This window comes from Pantoea sp. nfd-35 (assembly GCF_056892255.1).
This window is the reverse complement of the sequence record NZ_CP122403.1, coordinates 1,551,496-1,569,845: the sequence shown is the minus strand read 5'-3', so window position 1 is coordinate 1,569,845 and position 18,350 is coordinate 1,551,496. Positions and strand designations below refer to the sequence as shown.

Annotated in this window: 17 protein-coding genes; 6 read left to right on the top strand and 11 right to left on the bottom strand. The window is 55.9% G+C overall.

Translation table 11 applies throughout. The features are described from left to right. Window positions 1-19 precede the first annotated feature (19 nt). The 3 genes from yeiB to P9J57_RS07345 form a co-directional block, all read right to left on the bottom strand. The gene (gene yeiB, locus P9J57_RS07355) at window positions 20-1,180 is read right to left on the bottom strand and encodes a DUF418 domain-containing protein YeiB (protein WP_022623414.1); all 1,161 of its coding nucleotides are present in this window, start codon (window positions 1,178-1,180) and stop codon (window positions 20-22) included. Window positions 1,181-1,230: 50 nt separating this feature from the next. Then, window positions 1,231-1,896 carry a GTP cyclohydrolase I FolE gene (gene folE, locus P9J57_RS07350; RefSeq protein WP_014594111.1) on the bottom strand — a complete coding sequence of 222 codons (666 nt, stop codon included), beginning with the start codon at window positions 1,894-1,896 and terminating at the stop codon, window positions 1,231-1,233. A 126-nt stretch (window positions 1,897-2,022) separates the two neighbouring features. Further along, window positions 2,023-3,150: a YbfB/YjiJ family MFS transporter gene (locus P9J57_RS07345; RefSeq protein ID WP_014605426.1), complete on the bottom strand. Its 1,128-nt coding sequence runs from the start codon at window positions 3,148-3,150 to the stop codon at window positions 2,023-2,025. Window positions 3,151-3,256: 106 nt separating this feature from the next. Here P9J57_RS07345 and ptrR point away from each other — a divergent pair, with 106 nt between their 5' ends. The 3 genes from ptrR (at window position 3,257) to fghA (ending at window position 6,232) form a co-directional block, all read left to right on the top strand. Further along, the gene (gene ptrR, locus P9J57_RS07340; RefSeq protein WP_013026425.1) at window positions 3,257-4,168 is read left to right on the top strand and encodes a putrescine utilization regulator PtrR; all 912 of its coding nucleotides are present in this window, start codon (window positions 3,257-3,259) and stop codon (window positions 4,166-4,168) included. Window positions 4,169-4,246: 78 nt separating this feature from the next. After that, entirely contained in the window at window positions 4,247-5,371 is a 1,125-nt protein-coding gene (locus P9J57_RS07335; protein ID WP_015699906.1) for an S-(hydroxymethyl)glutathione dehydrogenase/class III alcohol dehydrogenase, read from the top strand. Between the two features lie 15 nt (window positions 5,372-5,386). Then, the gene (gene fghA, locus P9J57_RS07330) at window positions 5,387-6,232 is read left to right on the top strand and encodes an S-formylglutathione hydrolase (RefSeq protein WP_013026427.1); all 846 of its coding nucleotides are present in this window, start codon (window positions 5,387-5,389) and stop codon (window positions 6,230-6,232) included. 36 nt (window positions 6,233-6,268) lie between these two features. On the opposite strand, the gene P9J57_RS07325 is transcribed toward fghA, so the two are convergent. From P9J57_RS07325 to P9J57_RS07305, 5 genes are all read right to left on the bottom strand, one after another. After that, complete coding sequence (locus P9J57_RS07325) at window positions 6,269-7,060, bottom strand: ABC transporter ATP-binding protein (RefSeq protein WP_105079387.1); 792 nt, start codon at window positions 7,058-7,060, stop codon at window positions 6,269-6,271. Then, on the bottom strand, window positions 7,057-8,133 hold the full coding sequence (locus P9J57_RS07320) for a FecCD family ABC transporter permease (RefSeq protein WP_013026429.1): 1,077 nt from the start codon (window positions 8,131-8,133) through the stop codon (window positions 7,057-7,059). The genes P9J57_RS07325 and P9J57_RS07320 overlap by 4 nt, the downstream gene beginning before the upstream one ends. A 141-nt stretch (window positions 8,134-8,274) precedes the next feature. Continuing rightward, window positions 8,275-9,741, bottom strand: coding sequence for an amino acid permease (locus tag P9J57_RS07315; RefSeq protein WP_029570288.1), 1,467 nt, complete (start codon window positions 9,739-9,741; stop codon window positions 8,275-8,277). Between the two features lie 183 nt (window positions 9,742-9,924). Further along, complete coding sequence (gene yieE / locus P9J57_RS07310; protein WP_028724920.1) at window positions 9,925-10,791, bottom strand: DNA-binding transcriptional regulator YeiE; 867 nt, start codon at window positions 10,789-10,791, stop codon at window positions 9,925-9,927. A gap of 14 nt (window positions 10,792-10,805) precedes the next feature. Next, window positions 10,806-11,171: a YkvA family protein gene (locus P9J57_RS07305; protein ID WP_013026432.1), complete on the bottom strand. Its 366-nt coding sequence runs from the start codon at window positions 11,169-11,171 to the stop codon at window positions 10,806-10,808. 102 nt (window positions 11,172-11,273) lie between these two features. On the opposite strand from P9J57_RS07305, the gene P9J57_RS07300 reads away from it, so the two are divergent. The 3 genes from P9J57_RS07300 (at window position 11,274) to nfo (ending at window position 14,488) form a co-directional block, all read left to right on the top strand. After that, window positions 11,274-12,326, top strand: coding sequence for a YeiH family protein (locus P9J57_RS07300; protein WP_483279439.1), 1,053 nt, complete (start codon window positions 11,274-11,276; stop codon window positions 12,324-12,326). 178 nt (window positions 12,327-12,504) lie between these two features. Next, a complete protein-coding gene (locus tag P9J57_RS07295; protein ID WP_064352344.1) occupies window positions 12,505-13,398 on the top strand; it encodes an Rpn family recombination-promoting nuclease/putative transposase in 894 nt (297 codons plus the stop codon). A 247-nt stretch (window positions 13,399-13,645) separates the two neighbouring features. Beyond that, window positions 13,646-14,488: a deoxyribonuclease IV gene (gene nfo, locus P9J57_RS07290; RefSeq protein ID WP_014594118.1), complete on the top strand. Its 843-nt coding sequence runs from the start codon at window positions 13,646-13,648 to the stop codon at window positions 14,486-14,488. Window positions 14,489-14,533: 45 nt separating this feature from the next. Here the strand turns inward: nfo and fruA are convergent, their stop codons facing one another. The 3 genes from fruA to fruB are packed head-to-tail and all read right to left on the bottom strand — an operon-like array spanning window position 14,534 to window position 18,310. Beyond that, a complete protein-coding gene (gene fruA, locus P9J57_RS07285; protein WP_015699904.1) occupies window positions 14,534-16,228 on the bottom strand; it encodes a PTS fructose transporter subunit IIBC in 1,695 nt (564 codons plus the stop codon). A 16-nt stretch (window positions 16,229-16,244) separates the two neighbouring features. Next, window positions 16,245-17,183, bottom strand: a complete 939-nt coding sequence (fruK, locus tag P9J57_RS07280) for a 1-phosphofructokinase (RefSeq protein ID WP_013026437.1) — start codon at window positions 17,181-17,183, stop codon at window positions 16,245-16,247. Beyond that, window positions 17,180-18,310 (bottom strand): fused PTS fructose transporter subunit IIA/HPr protein, encoded by a 1,131-nt coding sequence (fruB, locus tag P9J57_RS07275; RefSeq protein ID WP_014594120.1) that lies wholly within the window; start codon window positions 18,308-18,310, stop codon window positions 17,180-17,182. Before fruB ends, fruK begins: the two co-directional genes overlap by 4 nt. Window positions 18,311-18,350 lie beyond the last annotated feature (40 nt).

The following is an 18,350-nucleotide window of genomic DNA, read 5'->3' as shown; positions in this document are numbered from 1 at the left end:
ACCTTTGTGATGGCGGTCATTATCTTTCAGAGGGGGAAGTGGACGGTGCGCCTGCGGCAATCAGCGTCAGACGACGCCAGATCCATTCGAGAGGGCCCTGCGGGAAGTAACGCAGCCACAGCACGGAAAACAGCAGGTTAACGCACCAGATGACTGGCACCAGCATCACCAGCTGCAGGCGTGAGAAATGCATAAACTCGCCGAAGCGATAAAAGAGCGTGGTACAGATCAGGGATTGCAACAGGTAGTTGCTGAGCGCCATTCGACCTACGCAACGAATGGCATAGCTCAGCCGCCAGCGCTGGACCGAAGACCAAAAGCCGAAACACAATGCCGTATAGCCGAGGCTGATGAGCGGACTGGCCAGATCGCGCGGCAGTTGCAGATAAAACGCGCTCCAGCGGTAGTCCCAGTTAACCCACCACTGTGCGGCAACGCCCGCCGCCGCCATCAGCAAACCCAGCGGCAGCAACAGCGCGGCAACGCGTCGGTAGTGCTGTAGCGGAAAGGTTCCTTTCAGCCATCCGCTGCGCACCAGCGCCGCCCCCAGCATCATCAGTCCCGCCAGTTGCCAGCCGTACTGGGCCACCAGCGCCATCAATCCCGAAGAAAGGTGATCTAAACGAATCTGCACGGCGGCCAGACCGCCCGTGAGCTTCCAGAACTGCTCGTACTGGATCTCTGCAGCGCCCGGGAGCCATGAGGGCGACGGTTCAGGGCTGGAGATCAAGCCAAATACCAGCAACACGGCGCATCCCATCAGATAGAGCAGAATTCCGGTGTTAATTAACCCCCGGGTAGAGGGAACATCGCGCAGCATACGCCAGATAACCAGCCCGATAATGCCGTAATCCAGCAAGATATCGCCTTCCCAGATAAATACGCTGTGAATTAATCCCAGCATCACTAACAGGGATAAACGGGCAGTCAGCCAGCGGCTACCGCGTGACAGCTGCATCTGCAGGCCTGCTCCGAACAGCAGAGCGAAAAGCGTCAGGAATTTAAGCTGGGCAAAGACATCGGAAATAGCCCACGTCCAGGCATCAGAAAGTGTGATGCTGCCCTGCCAGGCAGGATTAAGGTAGGCAGCAGAAGGTAAACCAAAGCCAATAATATTTAACAACAGAATGCCGAGAATGGCACAGCCCCGAATAAAATCCAGCACGAGGTAGCGTTGCATGTGGGATCCTGATGTCTCAGGCGGGCGACCGTCGCGCCCGCCCGTCAGCTTTAGTTATGACGCACCGCGCGCAGGAATTCCTGACGGGTATTTTGACTGGATTTAAACAGCCCACCCAGCGAGGTCGTGGTCGTGGCGCTGGTGGCATCCTTCACGCCGCGCGCTTTCACACAGTAGTGCACGGCATCGATCGAAACGGCAACGTTATTCGTTCCCAACAGCGTTTGCAGCGCCAGCAGGACCTGCTGTGTTAAACGCTCCTGCACCTGAGGCCGCTGCGCGAAGAACTGCACAATGCGGTTGATCTTCGATAAGCCGATCACCTTATCTTTAGGGATATACGCGACGGTGGCTTTCCCGTCGATAATCACAAAATGATGTTCGCAGGTGCTGGTCAGCGTAATGTCGCGAACCGTCACCATCTCATCCACTTTCATCTTGTTTTCGATGAGCGTGATTTTGGGGAAGTTGGCATAATCGAGACCGGAAAAGACCTCATCGACATACATTTTGGCGATGCGATGCGGGGTTTCCATCAGGCTGTCATCTTCAAGATCCAGATTCAGCAGCTGCATGATTTCCGTCATATGGCCTGCAATCAGGCTTTTACGCGTTTCATCGTCTATTTCACGCGTGGGTGCGCGCAGCGGCGTTTCCAGCCCACGCGCCAGCAGCGCTTCGTGGACCAGTGCAGCTTCCTGACTCAAGGTGCTCATCTTTACTCTTCTCCGGCAGGTGTTGCGCCCGCCGTCTGTTGCCAGCGGGTCATATTTCTGAGTGCGTATTGTGAAACTTTCTGTGCAGGGAATCCAGCAATCAATCCGATTGGAGATGAAAGCTTTTCACGCGTCCCGACGCCAGACCAGAAGCCCTGCGACGATCAGACTGGCCCCCGCCACCCACAGTGCGGGTTCGAGACGATGAAGAAACAGCGTTGACAGCGAGGAGAGCATAGGCCCTGCCAGTTGCCCAACCGCATAGCCGGTTGTCAGCAGGCCGGCCATATAACGCATATGCTGCGGTGCCAGTTCACGGGCACAGAGCAAAGACAGCTGTACCACACACAGAAAGCCGCCCCCGACCAGTAGCGCGCCGATAAGCAGCCCGCTGAATCCCGGCAGCAATGCGGCCGCCAGCACACCCAGCGCCTGTGCCCACAGGGCCACCGCCAGGCGGGCATGGCTGCTCCCCGTCTTGCGCGTGACAATGCCCAGAACAATACCGATGACCGCCGCACCGCCGAATATCGGCCAGACAAACTGTGCCACAGCACTGCCTGGAAAACGCACTGCAGCCATTTGTGAAAGAAATGTCGCGGGGAGAATATAGCCAAAGCCCGCCAGGCTGTAACTCAGGACCAGCCGCCGGAGGTTACGGGTCAGCACCAGCGATGGCGGTGCCTGCTCCGGACGATGTAGCTCACCCTTGCGCGGCAGATTTCGGCTAATGAGCGCCACCAATACCGCCGCCAGCGCGGCATAAACCCACCAGGCCAGCGCCGCTGAGACCTGATATCTGTGCAAGCTCACCGCGAGCAGACCGCTGATAAAAATGCCTGCACCCGGTCCGGCAAAGACGGCTGCCGACAGCCCCGGACGACCATACTGATGCAACTGCTCGTTGCTCCACGCCGCCGCCAGCACCAGGGCGCATCCACTGGCCCAGCCGATGGCAAAGCGAATAATGCCATGCCACCACGGCCCGTCGGCAAAGGCCGACAGTGCCGTCAGCACCACGGCACCCCACGTTCCGAGTTGCAGACGCAACGCGACCTTATGGCGTGCGCGCATGGCATCGAAAGACCCGCACAGGTAGCCCAGATAGTTTAACGCCGCCACCAGGCTGGCGCTGGTCAGCGTTAACTGGTGCGCCTGAATCATCAGGGGAACCTGCGGAGTGAAGGCAAAGCGCCCGATTCCCATTACAACAAACAACGTCAAAAATGCACTTATTGCCACGCGAAACGCCATCTGCCACCTCAGTTTTTTACACAGAAACTTGCTTATAGCATGAACGATGCTTAAACTCACAAAAAGTGAATAATCTTAAGCAACTTGTTTACAGGAAGAGAACACTATGGATTTAGTTCAGTTACGTATGTTCTGTTCCGTGGCAGAAAGCGGTTCCCTGGCCCGTGCTGCGGAACAGCTGCATCGGGTTCCCTCCAACCTCACGACGCGTCTGCGTCAGCTGGAAGAGGAACTGGGTGTCGATCTGTTTATTCGCGAAAAACAGCGCATTCGCCTGTCGCCCATGGGCCATAATTTCCTTAACTACGCCCAGCGTATTCTGGCCCTGAGTGATGAAGCATTAAATATGACCCGAGCGGGTAAACCCGGCGGGAATTTTGCACTTGGCTCGATGGAAAGTACCGCCGCGACGCGCCTGCCTGGCCTTCTGGCTGCCTTCCATCAGCGTTTTCCTGCTGTCGCCTTATCGCTGATCACAGGCACCTCAGGGGAAATTATTGATCGAGTACGTGAAGGCACGCTGGCCGCGGCCCTGGTCGATGGCCCGGTTCAGCACGACGATCTGAATGGCTGTATTGCCTTTCGCGAGGAGATGGTCTTGATCACCGATCTTGATCATATCCCGGTAACCTGCGCGCGCGACACGCAAGACGATACCCTGTTTGCCTTTCGCAACAGCTGTTCTTACCGGGTTAAACTTGAAGCCTGGTACCGCGACAGCCAGGCCGCGCCTCACAGCGTGATGGAGATTCAGTCTTACCATGCCATGCTGGCCTGTGTCGCAGGCGGCGCGGGCGTGGCTATGATTCCCGCGTCGGTGCTGAAACAGATGCCAGACCGCGCCCGTGTTCAGGTACACAGCCTGCCGGCTGAATATCGCAACACCGCCACCTGGCTGATGTGGCGACGCGATGCCTTCACGCCCAACGTTGAGGCGCTGAAGTATCTTATTATTGAACAATTTCACGATCGTCCGCTCAATGACGAGCTGATGCATCCATTGCAGGCGGCGGAATAGAGTTTCCGCGCTATTTTTAACTTATCACGACCATCCAGACGCCACATCGCGTCACAATCTGACTGGAAGAGGGATTGCATGAACATGATCAAAACCCGTGCCGCCGTAGCCTGGGCCGCAGGCGAACCGCTAAAAATCGAAGAAGTGGATCTTATGCCGCCGCAGAAAGGGGAAGTGCTGGTACGTATCGTCGCCACCGGCGTCTGCCATACGGATGCGTATACGCTGTCCGGCAGCGATCCTGAAGGCGTGTTCCCGGCGATTCTGGGTCACGAAGGCGGTGGCGTTGTTGAAGCGGTCGGCGAAGGCGTGACCAGCGTTGAAGTGGGCGATCACGTGATCCCGCTTTACACGCCAGAATGTGGTCAATGTAAGTTCTGCCTGTCCGGTAAAACGAATCTGTGTCAGGCCATCCGCACCACGCAGGGCAAAGGTCTGATGCCTGACGGTACCACGCGTTTCTTTAAAGACGGCAAGCCGATTTTCCACTACATGGGCACTTCAACCTTCTCTGAATATACCGTCGTGCCTGAAATCTCCCTGGCGAAAATCAGTAAAGAAGCGCCACTGGAAGAAGTGTGCCTGCTGGGTTGTGGCGTAACCACCGGTATGGGCGCAGTGATGAACACCGCCAAGGTTAAAGAAGGCGATACCGTTGCCATCTTTGGGCTGGGCGGCATTGGTCTGTCGGCGATTATCGGCGCGAAAATGGCCAAAGCGGGCCGCATTATTGGTGTTGATATCAACACCAGTAAGTTTGATCTGGCGCGTAAGCTGGGTGCCACCGATCTGATTAACCCGAAAGACTATGACAAGCCGATTCAGGACGTGATTGTTGAACTCACCGACGGCGGCGTGGATTATTCCTTTGAATGTATCGGTAACGTCAATGTGATGCGCTCTGCTCTGGAGTGCTGTCACAAGGGCTGGGGCGAGTCGGTGATCATCGGCGTTGCAGGCGCAGGTCAGGAGATTTCAACGCGTCCATTCCAGCTGGTAACCGGCCGCGTCTGGCGTGGCTCTGCTTTCGGTGGCGTGAAAGGCCGTTCACAACTTCCCGGTATCGTGCAGGATTATCTTGATGGGAAGTTCGCGCTGAACGATTTCATTACCCATACCATGCCGCTTGAAGAGATTAATGACGCCTTTGATTTAATGCATGAAGGGAAATCGATCCGCTCCGTCGTGCATTTTAACAAGTAACCGGGGGCGCTATCTATGACATCTACTCTGGAGCTGCTGGAAGAGCATCGTATTTTTGGCGGCTGGCAGCAGCGCTGGCGTCATCAGTCTCAGGTACTTCATTGCCCGATGACGTTCAGTATCTATTTGCCGAGTCCGCGCGGTGATTCCCCGCCGCCGGTGGTGTGGTTTTTGGCGGGCCTGACCTGCAACGACGAGAACTTCACCACCAAGGCTGGCGCACAGCGTGTCGCTGCCGAGCTGGGCCTGGTGTTAATCATGCCGGACACCAGCCCACGCGGTGAGCAGGTTGCGAATGACGAAGGCTATGACCTGGGTCAGGGCGCAGGTTTTTACCTCAACGCCACGCAACAGCCCTGGGCGGATCATTACCGTATGTTCGACTACCTGAGTGACGAGCTGCCTGAGCTGGTTGCCGATAACTTTAAGGTCAGTGAACGTCAGTCGATAATGGGCCACTCCATGGGCGGACACGGTGCGCTGATGCTGGCATTACGTCTGGGAAACCGCTTTGCGTCGGCTTCCGCCTTTGCGCCCATCGTTAACCCTTGTGAGGTTCCCTGGGGCCAGAAAGCATTCACGGCCTATCTGGGGGACGATCGCCAGGCCTGGCTCGCCTACGACAGCTGCCAGCTGATGCGGGAGGTTCAGCATCGTCTGCCGTTGTTGATCGATCAGGGCGACAGCGATCAGTTCCTGGCGGATCAACTGCAGCCGGAGCGCTTAGAAGCGATCGCGCAGGAAATGGGCTTCCCGTTGACCCTGCGCATCCAGCCTGGCTACGATCACAGCTACTTCTTCATTGCCAGCTTTGTCGAAGATCACCTGCGCTTCCATGCGCAACACCTGCTGGTAGGGTGATCTCACACAGGGGATTGCCAGTGCAATCCCCTGATTTCAAGACAGTCCTTCCTGTACCAGCCCGTCAATCATGACCTGCGGTGTACCGCGTGAACAGTGCTCAATGCGGCCCTGTACGCCGTAAACCTGCGCCAGGGTTGCTGGGGTGATAACGCTATCCGGCGTGCCTTCGGCAATTAACCTGCCCGCTTTAAGCATCACCGCATGCTTAGCGTGGCGTAAGGCAATATTGATATCGTGCACCACCACCACCGTGACCATATTGCGCAGCGCGGTTTCACGCCGTACCAAATCCATCACGTGGAACTGGTAGTTTAAATCCAGCGCGCTGAGCGGTTCGTCCAGCAGCAGCAGCGCAGGCCGACGAATCAGCGACTGCGCCAGGCCCACTAACTGTTTCTGTCCACCGGAGAGCTGGTCGAGGTAACGCATGGCCAGATGCGCAATGCCCAGTTGCTCCAGCAGCGCCATCACGTCCGCCTCGCTGGCGGCGCTATGTAAACCACCGGAGGCGCGCTGTGCCACGATAATGGACTCCAGCACGTGCAGATGAACGCCAGCCGGCAGCGACTGGGGCAGATACACGACCTGTCTGGCACGCTGGGCGAAAGGCTGGGTCATCAGGTCTTCCCCGTTGAGCCACAGCTCGCCCTGCCCTTTATTCAGTCCGGCCAGCGCACGCAGCAGCGTAGATTTGCCACAGCCGTTCGGTCCTAGCAGAACCGTAATTTCCCCACGCGGCAGGCGCGCCACATTCAGGTTTTCAATGACCTGGCGTTTGGGATAGCCGGTCGTGAAGCCGCGCAGGCTTAATCCTTGCTCCCTCATACTGTCCCCCGGTGACGCAGAATAATACTCAGGAAGAACGGTACGCCAATCAGCGAAGTCACAATGCCCACCGGCACGATGGCGCCGGGAATAAGGTTTTTCGACGCCACAGAAGCCAGCGACAACACCAGGGCACCGGTCAGCGCGCTGGCCGGCAAATAGAAGCGATGATCTTCACCAAACATCATGCGGGAAATATGCGGTGCCACCAGCCCAATAAAGCCAATCGGTCCGACGAAGGCGACGGCCAGCGCGGACAGTACGCTGATACGGAGCAGCGTGGCCAGGCGTAAACGACGAACATCAATACCAAAACTGATCGCCCTGTCTTCACCCAGGCGCAACGCGGTAAGTTTCCAACTGCTGAGCATAGAGAAGGGAACCAACAGCGCAAAGGCCGCACTCAGTACGCCCAGCTTTTCCCAAGAGGCGCGCGCCAGGCTGCCCATGGTCCAGAACACCAGCCCCTGTAACGTATCTTCGCTGGCGATAAACTGCATCATTGAAACCAGGGCGTTAAAAGTAAACACCAGGGCGATACCAAACAGCACCACACCGGACGATGACACCTGAGTCCATCGCGTAATGCCATCCAGCATCAACGCGGCAAACAGGGCAAACAGAAAGGCATTGGCCGAGATAAACCACTGCCCGGAGATGCCCGGAATCCCTACGCCCAGAATAATCGCCAGTGCTGCACCAAACGCCGCCGCAGAAGACACGCCCAGCGTGAACGGACTGGCGAGCGGATTATTCAGGATCGTTTGCATTTCGGCGCCGGCGAGGCCCAGCGCCAGGCCAACAACAATCGCCATCAAGGCATAAGGCAGGCGAATATCCCAGACGATTACGCGGGTACCTGCATCGACGCTCTCAGGAGAGAGCAGCGTGTGCCACAACACGGACAAAGAGAGCCCTGCCGGACCGAGCGTAAAATCAAGAACGAGTGAGGCGAGTATCGCTATCAGCAGCGCACCCAGCCAGAAGATTCGGCGGCGCACAACCTGATGATAGTTTTTTAATGTGTGCTGATGGTCCGCTTCAGCACCGATCAACGAGGATTCCGTTGTCATGATTCAACCCAGTAATGGCTCCAGAATTAAAAACGCAGCCACAATAGTGCAGGTGATAATAATTATCAATTCATGGAATGTTAACAGTGATGACGTAAGCTTAAAAAACGCCCGGCGTTCACCGGGCGCTTTCAGGCATTGTTAGTCTTTATAGACGGGAAATTCCATTTCAGTATATTTGACGATCCGACCGCCCCGCACCAGCCTGTAACCCAGCCAGATCAGCAGGAACAGCGGCAGACCGATATAGGTAGCCGCCACGCCGTACCAGTCGATTTTATCCTGCAGGAACGCCTGATAATTCTGGCCCAGAGTGATAATCAGACAAAGGACAAAAGCAAAAATCGGTCCAACGGGAAAAAAGCCGGAACGATATGGCAGCGCAGTAAGATCGTGGCCCTGCGCAACGTAACCCCGACGGAAACGGTAGTGGCTGATTGCAATACCGAGCCAGGCGATAAAGCCGGTCATGCCTGAGGTATTCAACAGCCAGAGATAGACTTCCTGATTGCCAAATTTCGAGGTTAAAAAGCACAGACCAGCCACCACCGTGGTCGCCCACAGGGCATTACGGGGGACGCCACCTTTTGACAGGCGGGCAAAGATACGCGGTGCTTTGCCTTCGCGTGCAAGGTTATAAAGCATGCGCGTTGAGGCGTACATTCCGGAGTTACCCGCGGACAATACCGCCGTTAAAATGACCGCGTTCATCACCGCCGCCGCTGACAGCAGACCGGCATTTTTGAACACCAGCGTAAACGGACTGACGCTGATATCTTTAATATCATTGTGTAACAGCTGCGGATCGGTATAAGGCAAAATCAGGCTGATGATCAGGATAGCCAGCACATAGAAGAGCAGGATACGCCAGAACACCTGACGTACCGCGCGAGGAATATTCTTCGCCGGATCTTCTGATTCCCCCGCCGCAATACCGATGAGTTCAGTGCCCTGGAAGGAGAAGCCGACAATCATCGCCACGCCGATCATCGCGGCGAAACCGCCCGCAAATGGCGCGTCACCGACCTGCCAGTTATGCCAGCCCGCATTTTCAGCGCCGCGCATAATCCCGACAATCATCAGTACGCCAACCACGATAAAGATCACCACGGTGACAACCTTGATCAGCGAAAACCAGTACTCCGTTTCGCCGAAGCCTTTCACCGAGATGTAGTTGATCAGGAACATCAGGCTCAGGAACAGAGCGCTCCAGATCCATCCTGGCGTGTCCGGGAACCAGTAATTCATCACCAGTTGGGAAGCCACCAGGTCAACGGCAATCGTAACCGCCCAGTTGTACCAGTAGTTCCAGCCAAGGGCAAAACCAAAGCCTTCTTCGACGTATTTCGCACCGTAGGTAGCAAAAGAACCGGATACCGGCATAAATGCCGCCAGTTCACCCAGGCTGGTCATGAGGAAATAAACCATCAAACCAATCAGAACATAGGAGAGTAACGCGCCGCCTGGACCGGCCTGAGAGATGGTGGCACCTGATGCCACAAAGAGGCCTGTACCGATTGAACCGCCAATGGCGATCATGGTGAGGTGACGCGCTTTTAGATCGCGTCGTAACGCAGGTTGTTGTGTTGTTTTTGTGTCATTATGCATGTGTAAACATTACGCTGGGTAAAAATAAGGCGCGATTGTAGCAGCAAAGGCCGCACTGTATAGCGAATGCTGCGTTGATATAAGTTACCTTCATGATAGGCGGCAGATTATTAGCGGCAGCGCCTGTCTCCCTGAATTTCAAGGGGTTGAACCGCTTATTTCATCATCAGCCTCCCCCTGCGGTTATTCCCGGCAGTAGGACAAAAACCGTGACAGCGCCTTTGAGATATGTTTTTGCCGATGATGAATACGGTAAAGCGTACGCGTCAAATTGGGCAAAGGCGTATTCAGCTCAATGAGCGTTCCGGCACTGAGCTGGTCGGCAATAACCCGGCGGGATAAACAGCTAATGCCCATGCCGTGACGCACGGCATGTTTGATCGCTTCGGAGTTGCCCAGTTCCATGCCCAGTTGGAAGGTCGGCAGATGAGACAGCAGCAGGTAATCAACGATTTCGCGCGTCCCTGAACCCCGTTCGCGAAGAATCCAGGTGGCGTCCGCCAGCGATGCCAGCGTCACCGGCTGCTGTAAAATGGCGGCATCCGGCGCGGCAAACACCACCAGCTCATCGTCAAGCCAGGGCTCGCTTACCAGTTCCGTCATATGACAGGGACCTTCGATTAACCCGACATCAACCCTGAATTCAGACACGGCCATGATCACGTCCTGGCTGTTTCCCACGCTCAGCTCTAAAGGTAAGGTCGGGAAATCACGGCGGTAGCCGGCAATCATCCCCGGCAACAGGTAATTCCCGATTGTGCTACTGGCATAAATTCGGATAGCCCCGTTATCTTCTTTAAACAGCTGTTCGATTTCCGTCGCCTGTTCAAGCAGGCCGACGGCCCGCGGGTATAGTAACCGGCCGTGTTCATTCACTACCAGTCGCTTACCTACACGGTCGAAAAGCTGAACGCCAAGCTGGTTTTCCAGATCGGCGAGTGCCGCACTGACGGCTGACTGGGACAAGGCCAGCACCTGAGAAGCCTGCGTGGTGGAGCCGCTTTTCAGCACTTCGGTAAAAACGTCGATTTGTCGCAGTGTAATGTGCATGGAGACTCCTGAATCTAACGCTGTAAGAGGTAAACCATCAGGGCTATCCACAGCAGAAAAACCACACCCAGCACACCGAACAGGGTTTTACCGCGTGCACGCTGCTGCCGGGCACGCTCTGCGCTGCTGGCGCGCACTTCCGTGGGTAACATTTTCAGCAGCAACATGACGCCGGTGGGAATGATCACTGCATCATCGAGTAGCCCGACGACCGGGATGACATCAGGGATCACATCAATGGGGCTGATGCCGTACGCCATGAGTCCCACGGCCGCGCCTTTACACCACAGCGGCGTTCGGGGATCGCGGCAGGCATAGGCGAGCGTTAAAACATCTCTTTTGATGAGCGTGATGAAGCGCCCCAGTCGTGCGAACAGCATATATCCTGCCTTATCACTTATAGCGGTAGATTATAAATATATAATCAATTTCACTTTTAACAAACCTGGCGCGATGATGCGTGCTCAACCAGGAGCGTAATCATGGCCGACATCAGCATTTCAAAATCTCACACTGTGCAGCAATGGCTGCCAGGCCTGTTGCTATGCGGTACCCTTGCCAGCGTCACGGCGCTGCTGGCGCAGGTACCTGCCGTCTCGCATCTGGGGCTGGGTTCGTTAACTCTGGCCATTATGCTGGGCATCATTATCGGCAACAGTGTTTATTCCCCGATGGCCGGTCAGTGCGACGCTGGCGTACTGCTGGCCAAACAAAAACTGCTCCGGCTGGGCGTGATACTGTTCGGATTTCGCATCACCTTACAACAAATCACGGATGTCGGCCTGAGCGGCGTCGTTATTGATGTACTGACCCTGAGCAGCACGTTTTTTATAACCTGCCTGCTGGGCAGGCGCCTGCTCAGGCTCGATCGTGACACCGTGTGGTTAATCGGTGCGGGGAGCAGCATCTGCGGTGCCGCTGCCGTACTGGCCACAGAGCCAGTCGTGAAAGCGGCCCCCTCAAAGGTGGCGGTGGCGGTGGCAACGGTCGTGCTGTTTGGCACCCTGGCGATCTTTGTTTATCCCTTGCTGTGGCGATGGGTTCATCATCTTTTCCCTGCCGTCAGTCTGACACAGTTTGGTGTTTTCACCGGTTCGACGATCCACGAAGTGGCCCAGGTGGTCGCCGCCGGGCACAGCATTGCGCCCGAAACCGAGAGCAGCGCAGTCATTGCGAAAATGCTCCGGGTGATGATGCTGGCTCCGTTTTTACTGTTGCTAAGCGGTGTACTGCGACGTGAACAGACAGCACAGCATAGCGCACAGCCGGTCACCTTTCCGTGGTTTGCTTTAATGTTTGTTGCTGTCGCTCTGTTCAACTCCCTGCACTGGTTGCCGGCCGGGTGGGTTAACACATTAAATACCCTCGGCGGGATCCTGCTGACCATGGCAATGGCAGCGTTGGGCTTAACTACCCGCTTTACTGCCCTGCGCGCTGCCGGATTTAAGCCTGTGCTGTTAGGAGCACTGGTATTTGTCTGGCTGATTGTGGGTGGCGGTACTATTAATCTGCTGGTCCAGCACCTCATGGCGTAAGCACGCAGCCCTCTCCCTTCCTGACCGGCCCTTGACGGCGCCGGTTATGGCGGCCACTTCCCCTTCACTGCCCCACACGCGGAGATTTGCGAGACGCGCCGTACATTACTGCGCCGTTATTAGGCGAACGCCCCGGTCTGCCCTATTTTAGGCGGATCATTTTTTCGAGCCGGGACGGATGAAGATAAAAACCACCACGCCAACGCCTCACGATGCCCTGTTCAGGCAGTTTCTGACACAGCCCGATATTGCGCAGGATTTTATGGCGATCCACCTGCCAGAACCGTTACGCGCCCTTTGCGACCTGTCCACCCTTAAACTGGAATCGGGTTCGTTTGTCGAAGACGATCTGCGTCAGTATTTCAGCGACGTGCTCTACAGCCTTAAAACCGCATCCGGGGAAGGCTACATCCACGTGCTTATCGAGCATCAGTCCGGTCCGGATCAACATATGGCCTTCAGGTTGATGCGCTATGCGGTTGCCGCCATGCACCGCCACCTGCAGGCCGGGCATAAAACACTGCCGTTGGTTATCCCAATGTTGTTCTATACCGGTAAACGCAGCCCGTATCCTTATTCCCTCTGCTGGCTCGATGAATTTGCCCGACCGGACATCGCGGGCGCACTGTACACCACGGCTTTCCCTTTGGTTGATGTGACGATTATCCCTGACGAGGAGATTGCACACCATCGCAGCATGGCCGCCTTAACCTTACTGCAAAAGCATATCCACCAGCGAAACCTGACAGCCCTGATTGACAGCCTGGTCAGTCTTCTTCTACATAAACATCTCTCTTCATCGCTGGTGATATCGCTGGTAAACTACATGATACAGGTGGGCGAAGCTTCAGATGCGCAAACCTTTGTTCATAAGCTGGCACAGCGGGTGCCGCAACACGGAGAGGCTCTGATGACCATTGCAGAACAGCTGGAACAAAAAGGCATTGAAAAAGGCAGGAAGGAAGAAGCGCTGAAGATTGCCCGGGCCATGTTAAATAACGGCCTTGATCGCCCGACCGTGATTAAAATGACCGGCCTGACCGAAGACGAATTGGCGAAACTCCGCCACTGATTCGCTGCGTTGCCTTCTTCCGACAGACAAGGTCGATTCGGCATCGGCCGTTTTCGCCTCACGCCCGGCCCCTTTTCTGAGACTTTTCGTGTATTCGGGTGAAAACAGCAAGCCCTTTGCGGCACGGCTGTATTCCTGATAATGCCTCCTCCTGACCTCGCTAAAAATTTCCTGCGCACCGCGCTTTGCCACAGCGCCATCGTGTATCATGCCGTTCAATCTGAGTTAAATCCTTCAGGAGAACGGCATGAAGTATATTGGCGCGCACGTCAGCGCATCGGGTGGTGTGGATCAGGCGGTCCTCCGCGCCCACGAACTGGAAGCCACGGCTTTTGCGCTGTTCACGAAGAACCAGCGTCAGTGGAAAGCCGCCCCGCTGTCAGACGAAACCATCGCCGCTTTCCGCGCTGCCTGTGAGAAATACCATTTTGGCCCGGGCCAGATTCTGCCGCACGACAGCTATCTGATAAACCTGGGGCATCCGGTCATGGACGCGTTGCAAAAATCGCGCGATGCGTTCGTAGATGAAATGCAGCGCGCGGAACAGCTGGGGCTGACGCTACTGAATTTTCATCCGGGCAGTCATTTACAGCAAATTGATGAGCTGACCTGCTTAAAGCGCATCGCCGAGTCAATTAACATCGCCCTGGATCAAACCCACAGCGTGACCGCCGTTATCGAAAATACCGCCGGTCAGGGCAGCAACCTGGGGTTCCGCTTTGAACATCTGGCGACCATTATTGAACACGTCGAAGATAAGTCGCGCGTCGGCGTTTGCATTGATACCTGCCATGCCTTCGCGGGCGGATACGATCTGTGCAGTGAAGCCGCCTGCACGGAGACTTTTGCCGAATTTGAGCGCGTGGTGGGTTTTAACTATCTTCGCGGGATGCACCTGAATGATGCCAAAAGTACGCTGGGCAGCCGGGTTGACCGTCATCACAGCCTGGGTGAGGGGAATATCGGTAAAACCGTCTTTAGCTGGATGATGAAGGATTCGCGTTTCGATGGTATTCCGCTGATTCTGGAGACCATTAATCCGGATATCTGGAAAGATGAAATTGCCTGGCTTAAGTCAGAACAACGTTAAGAAATAAGAAAAAGGAGCCTTGCGGCTCCTTTGTCGTCTTACCTGTCAGGCTTTCGCCAGCTCTTCTTCCGGGCGCTTCAGTACTGCATAGCCTAATCCGGCAATCGCGGTACCAATCAAAATCGCCATCAGATAACCCACGACCGGCGTAATCGCCCCCGGGATTAACAGGACGAACAGGCCACCGTGCGGTGCCATCAGCTTGGCACCAATCGCCATGGAAACGGCACCGGTTACTGCGCCACCGACGATACAGCATGGCAGGACGCGCATCGGGTCACGGGCCGCAAACGGAATCGCACCTTCTGAAATAAAGCACAGACCCAGAACCAGCGCGGCTTTACCGCCTTCCTGCTGACCTTTGTTAAATTTACGACGCGCAACCAGCGTCGCCAGCCCCATCGCCAGCGGTGGCACCATACCGGCAGCCATAATCGCGGCCATAGGTGCGTAGGTTTGTGAACTCAGCAGGCCGACGCCAAATGCGTAAGCAACTTTGTTAACAGGACCACCCATATCGGTACACATCATGCCACCCAGGATAGCGCCCAGCAGGATTGCATTCGCGGTACCCATGTTAGCCAGCCAGCTGGTCAAACCGCTCATGATGCCCGCGACCGGTTTACCTACCACGTAGATCATCAGCAAGCCGGTGATCAGGCTGGCAAACAGAGGAATAATCAGGATAGGTTTTAGCGCTTCCATACTCTGTGGCAACTTCACCTTACCGCTGATCAGTTTGGCCGCATAACCCGCAATAAAACCGGCGATGATGCCGCCAAGGAAGCCCGCGTTGATGCTGGTGGCGATCATACCGCCAATCAGGCCAGGCGTCAGACCAGGACGGTCCGCGATTGAGAAGGCAATAAAGCCCGCCAGAACCGGAACCATCAGTGCAAAGGCACTCCCGCCACCGATTTGCATCAGGGCAGCGGCCAGCGTACCGGGCTCTTTAAAGGCCGTGATACCAAACGCAAACGACAGCGCGATACTCAAGCCACCCGCCACTACCATGGGCAGCATGTAGGAGACGCCGGTCAACAGGTGACGGTAAGCCCCCGCGCCGCCCTCTTTTTTCTCTTCCTGAGAACTGTTTTGCGCGCCAGAAGGTTTATAAGGCTTCGCTTCTGCCACGGCTTTATCCAGCTCCTGCGCGGTCTTTTTCAGTGCCAGACCGGTTGAGGTGCGGTACATCGGTTTACCCGCAAACTTAGCCAGATCCACTTCGATATCCGCGGCCACGATAACCAGATCGGCTGCGGCAACTTCTTCAGGGGTGATCGCGTTACCGGCCCCTACAGAGCCACGGGTTTCAACTTTAACCCACCAGCCGCGTTTGGTCGCTTCCGCCTGGATTGCCTCGGCCGCCATAAAGGTATGCGCAACGCCCGTTGGGCAAGCGGTCACGGCAACCACACGTTTTGGCCCATTCGCTGGCACAGCGGTAACGGCAGCAGGTGCTGCCACGCTGGCTTGCCAGGGTTTCGCTTCGGTTTTGGCACGATTCAGGAACAGTTCAGGTTCACTGACTGCCTGCTGCACATCGCCCAGCCACACGGATTTCCCCGTCAGCGCGGCATCCTCTGGTACTGTTTTACCGGTGACGATCACCAGTTCGGCCTCGGCCGGGTTTTCGGTTAGCGTTATACCAGCCTGAGCAGCCGCAGCGGCCAGACGTTGTTTTGCCATGTAGGCAGAAGCCAGTCCTGTTGAAGGATCTTTTATCAGCAGCGTTTTCACTATCGCTCTCCTGCTGTCAGTTAACGGGTTGTAAGTCGACGCGCGCCATCATTGCGGCCAACTGGGTACGATCGGTCACGCCGACGTTGCTCTGGCTGACAGCCATTGCGGCTACCGCAGTAGCCAGACGTAACGTATGTTCACTGGATTCACGCATTAACAGGCCATAAATCAGGCCACCTACCATGGAGTCACCTGCGCCAACGGTGCTGACAACTTCGCACACCGGCGGTTTAGCTATCCATTCACCTGAGGCATTGACCCAAAGTGCGCCTTCAGCACCCAGAGAAATCACCACATGTGCAATGCCCTGCTCACGCAACTCGTGCGCTGCGTCAATCACGTCCTGAAGTGCAGGTAGCTTGCGCCCTGCCCAAATCTCAAGCTCGCGACGATTAGGTTTAACCAGCCAGGGGGCGGCTTTCAGGCCCGCCACCAGGGCTTCGCGGCTACTGTCAAAGATGATGCAGGGACAGTGCGTACGCAGTTCAGTCATCCAGCGGGTAAAGGCATCAGGATCGACCCCCTCCGGCAGGCTGCCACTCACGCACACCATGTCGAACTGGCCCAGCCAGGTTAATGAGTCGCTGGTAAAGCGATCCCAGTCCTGAGCCGTCACCTGAAAACCGGAAAAGTTAAGATCGGTCACATCACCGGTTTGCTCAGTCAGCTTGACGTTGATGCGCGTGCGGCCATTCACGACCTGAAAACGGTTGGCGATCCCCAGTTCACTAAAGAGCTGCTGAAAACCATCCTGATTGTCTTTACCCAGAAAGCCACCAACGGTTACGTCGATACCCAGATCTTTCAGCACTTTCGCCACATTGATGCCTTTCCCGGCAGCATGTAAGCCAGTGGTTTTCACCAGGTTCACTTCACCACGTTCAATTTCAGGCGTATAACCGACCAGATCGTACGCAGGATTCAACGTGATGGTTGCAACACGTCTGGTCATGCCGCCCCCTCACCTAAGCCACTGTTGATGGCTTCTTCGATAGCCGTCAGCGCCTGTTGGGCATCTTCCCCACTGGCAGTAAAACGCAGGCGATGACCTTTTTTCACACCCAGCGCAACGACTTTCATCAGGCTGCGTCCGTTTGCAGGTTTACCGCTGCCATCAAGGTTGGTAATCGTAATGTCGCTGTTGAACTGTTTAATCACGCTCACCAGGGCGGTCCCCGGACGCGCATGTAAGCCATGCTCGTTGCGAATAGTAAATTCAGCCGTCAGTTGGTCTGCCTGCTCGTCAACTTCGCTGGTTAGCAGGGCATAAACACCTGCCGCATCGGCTTTCAGCAAACGGTCGGCTTTGTTGCCATGCAGCAGTGCGCTCAGGTAACCCAGTACCTCTAGCGGGCGGTCATCGACGGCGGCCACGCTGACTAGCATTGCCACGGATTCACCTTCATGTTCAAAGGCTGTCGCCGCGCGGCTGACGGCCACACCGCTTTGCAGATTGCCTTTGCCGCTGTCGCTTAACCAGATGCCCTGCCCCAGACTCAGCGGTTTACTGGAAACCACCTCAGCAACATAGCTGGCATCAACCACACCCGCAGCCTGTAAGCGGCCGGCATTGACGGCCTGCAGCGTTATCAGGTCACGTGCGCTGACATCCAGGGAAATTAATGAAGTATCGAAGCTGAATTCAGCTGACTGCTTCTCACCCATCAGCAGCGCGCGCAGATCTTCAGCAGAGGCCGTTTTAAGCTGTTCGGCGATGCTGTCGTCACTCAGTACGTGCGTCAGCTGGCGCAGCAACGTCAGATGTTCATCAGATTTCGCGGCAATACCAATCGCGACATAGGCCGTTTGATCGTCGCCCCAGGCAATTCCCTGAGGAAACTGAAAGACCTGAACGCCGGTTTTCAGCACCAGATCGCGCGTGTCGGTGGTGCCATGAGGAATGGCGATGCCATTACCCAAAAAGGTTGAGGTTTGCTGCTCACGCGCCAGCATGCCGTTGACATAACCTTCCGCCACGTTACCCGCAGCGGTAAGTGCCGCCGCAACCTGACGAATCGCATCTTCTTTATTTTGGGCGCTGGCTCCGGTATGGATGGCCTGCAATTCGAGCTGGAACATAATTCTCCTCGCTTGCTGATTGAATCGTTTCAGCTCAATG

Bases quoted from the DNA above. Each gene is read 5' to 3' on its own strand.
- yeiB (WP_022623414.1), bottom strand. From the start codon at position 1,180: ATGCAACGCTACCTCGTGCTGGATTTTATTCGGGGCTGTGCCATTCTC.
- folE (WP_014594111.1), bottom strand. From the start codon at position 1,896: ATGAGCACCTTGAGTCAGGAAGCTGCACTGGTCCACGAAGCGCTGCTG.
- P9J57_RS07345 (WP_014605426.1), bottom strand. From the start codon at position 3,150: ATGGCGTTTCGCGTGGCAATAAGTGCATTTTTGACGTTGTTTGTTGTA.
- ptrR (WP_013026425.1), top strand. From the start codon at position 3,257: ATGGATTTAGTTCAGTTACGTATGTTCTGTTCCGTGGCAGAAAGCGGT.
- P9J57_RS07335 (WP_015699906.1), top strand. From the start codon at position 4,247: ATGAACATGATCAAAACCCGTGCCGCCGTAGCCTGGGCCGCAGGCGAA.
- fghA (WP_013026427.1), top strand. From the start codon at position 5,387: ATGACATCTACTCTGGAGCTGCTGGAAGAGCATCGTATTTTTGGCGGC.
- P9J57_RS07325 (WP_105079387.1), bottom strand. From the start codon at position 7,060: ATGAGGGAGCAAGGATTAAGCCTGCGCGGCTTCACGACCGGCTATCCC.
- P9J57_RS07320 (WP_013026429.1), bottom strand. From the start codon at position 8,133: ATGACAACGGAATCCTCGTTGATCGGTGCTGAAGCGGACCATCAGCAC.
- P9J57_RS07315 (WP_029570288.1), bottom strand. From the start codon at position 9,741: ATGCATAATGACACAAAAACAACACAACAACCTGCGTTACGACGCGAT.
- yieE (WP_028724920.1), bottom strand. From the start codon at position 10,791: ATGCACATTACACTGCGACAAATCGACGTTTTTACCGAAGTGCTGAAA.
- P9J57_RS07305 (WP_013026432.1), bottom strand. From the start codon at position 11,171: ATGCTGTTCGCACGACTGGGGCGCTTCATCACGCTCATCAAAAGAGAT.
- P9J57_RS07300 (WP_483279439.1), top strand. From the start codon at position 11,274: ATGGCCGACATCAGCATTTCAAAATCTCACACTGTGCAGCAATGGCTG.
- P9J57_RS07295 (WP_064352344.1), top strand. From the start codon at position 12,505: ATGAAGATAAAAACCACCACGCCAACGCCTCACGATGCCCTGTTCAGG.
- nfo (WP_014594118.1), top strand. From the start codon at position 13,646: ATGAAGTATATTGGCGCGCACGTCAGCGCATCGGGTGGTGTGGATCAG.
- fruK (WP_013026437.1), bottom strand. From the start codon at position 17,183: ATGACCAGACGTGTTGCAACCATCACGTTGAATCCTGCGTACGATCTG.
- fruB (WP_014594120.1), bottom strand. From the start codon at position 18,310: ATGTTCCAGCTCGAATTGCAGGCCATCCATACCGGAGCCAGCGCCCAA.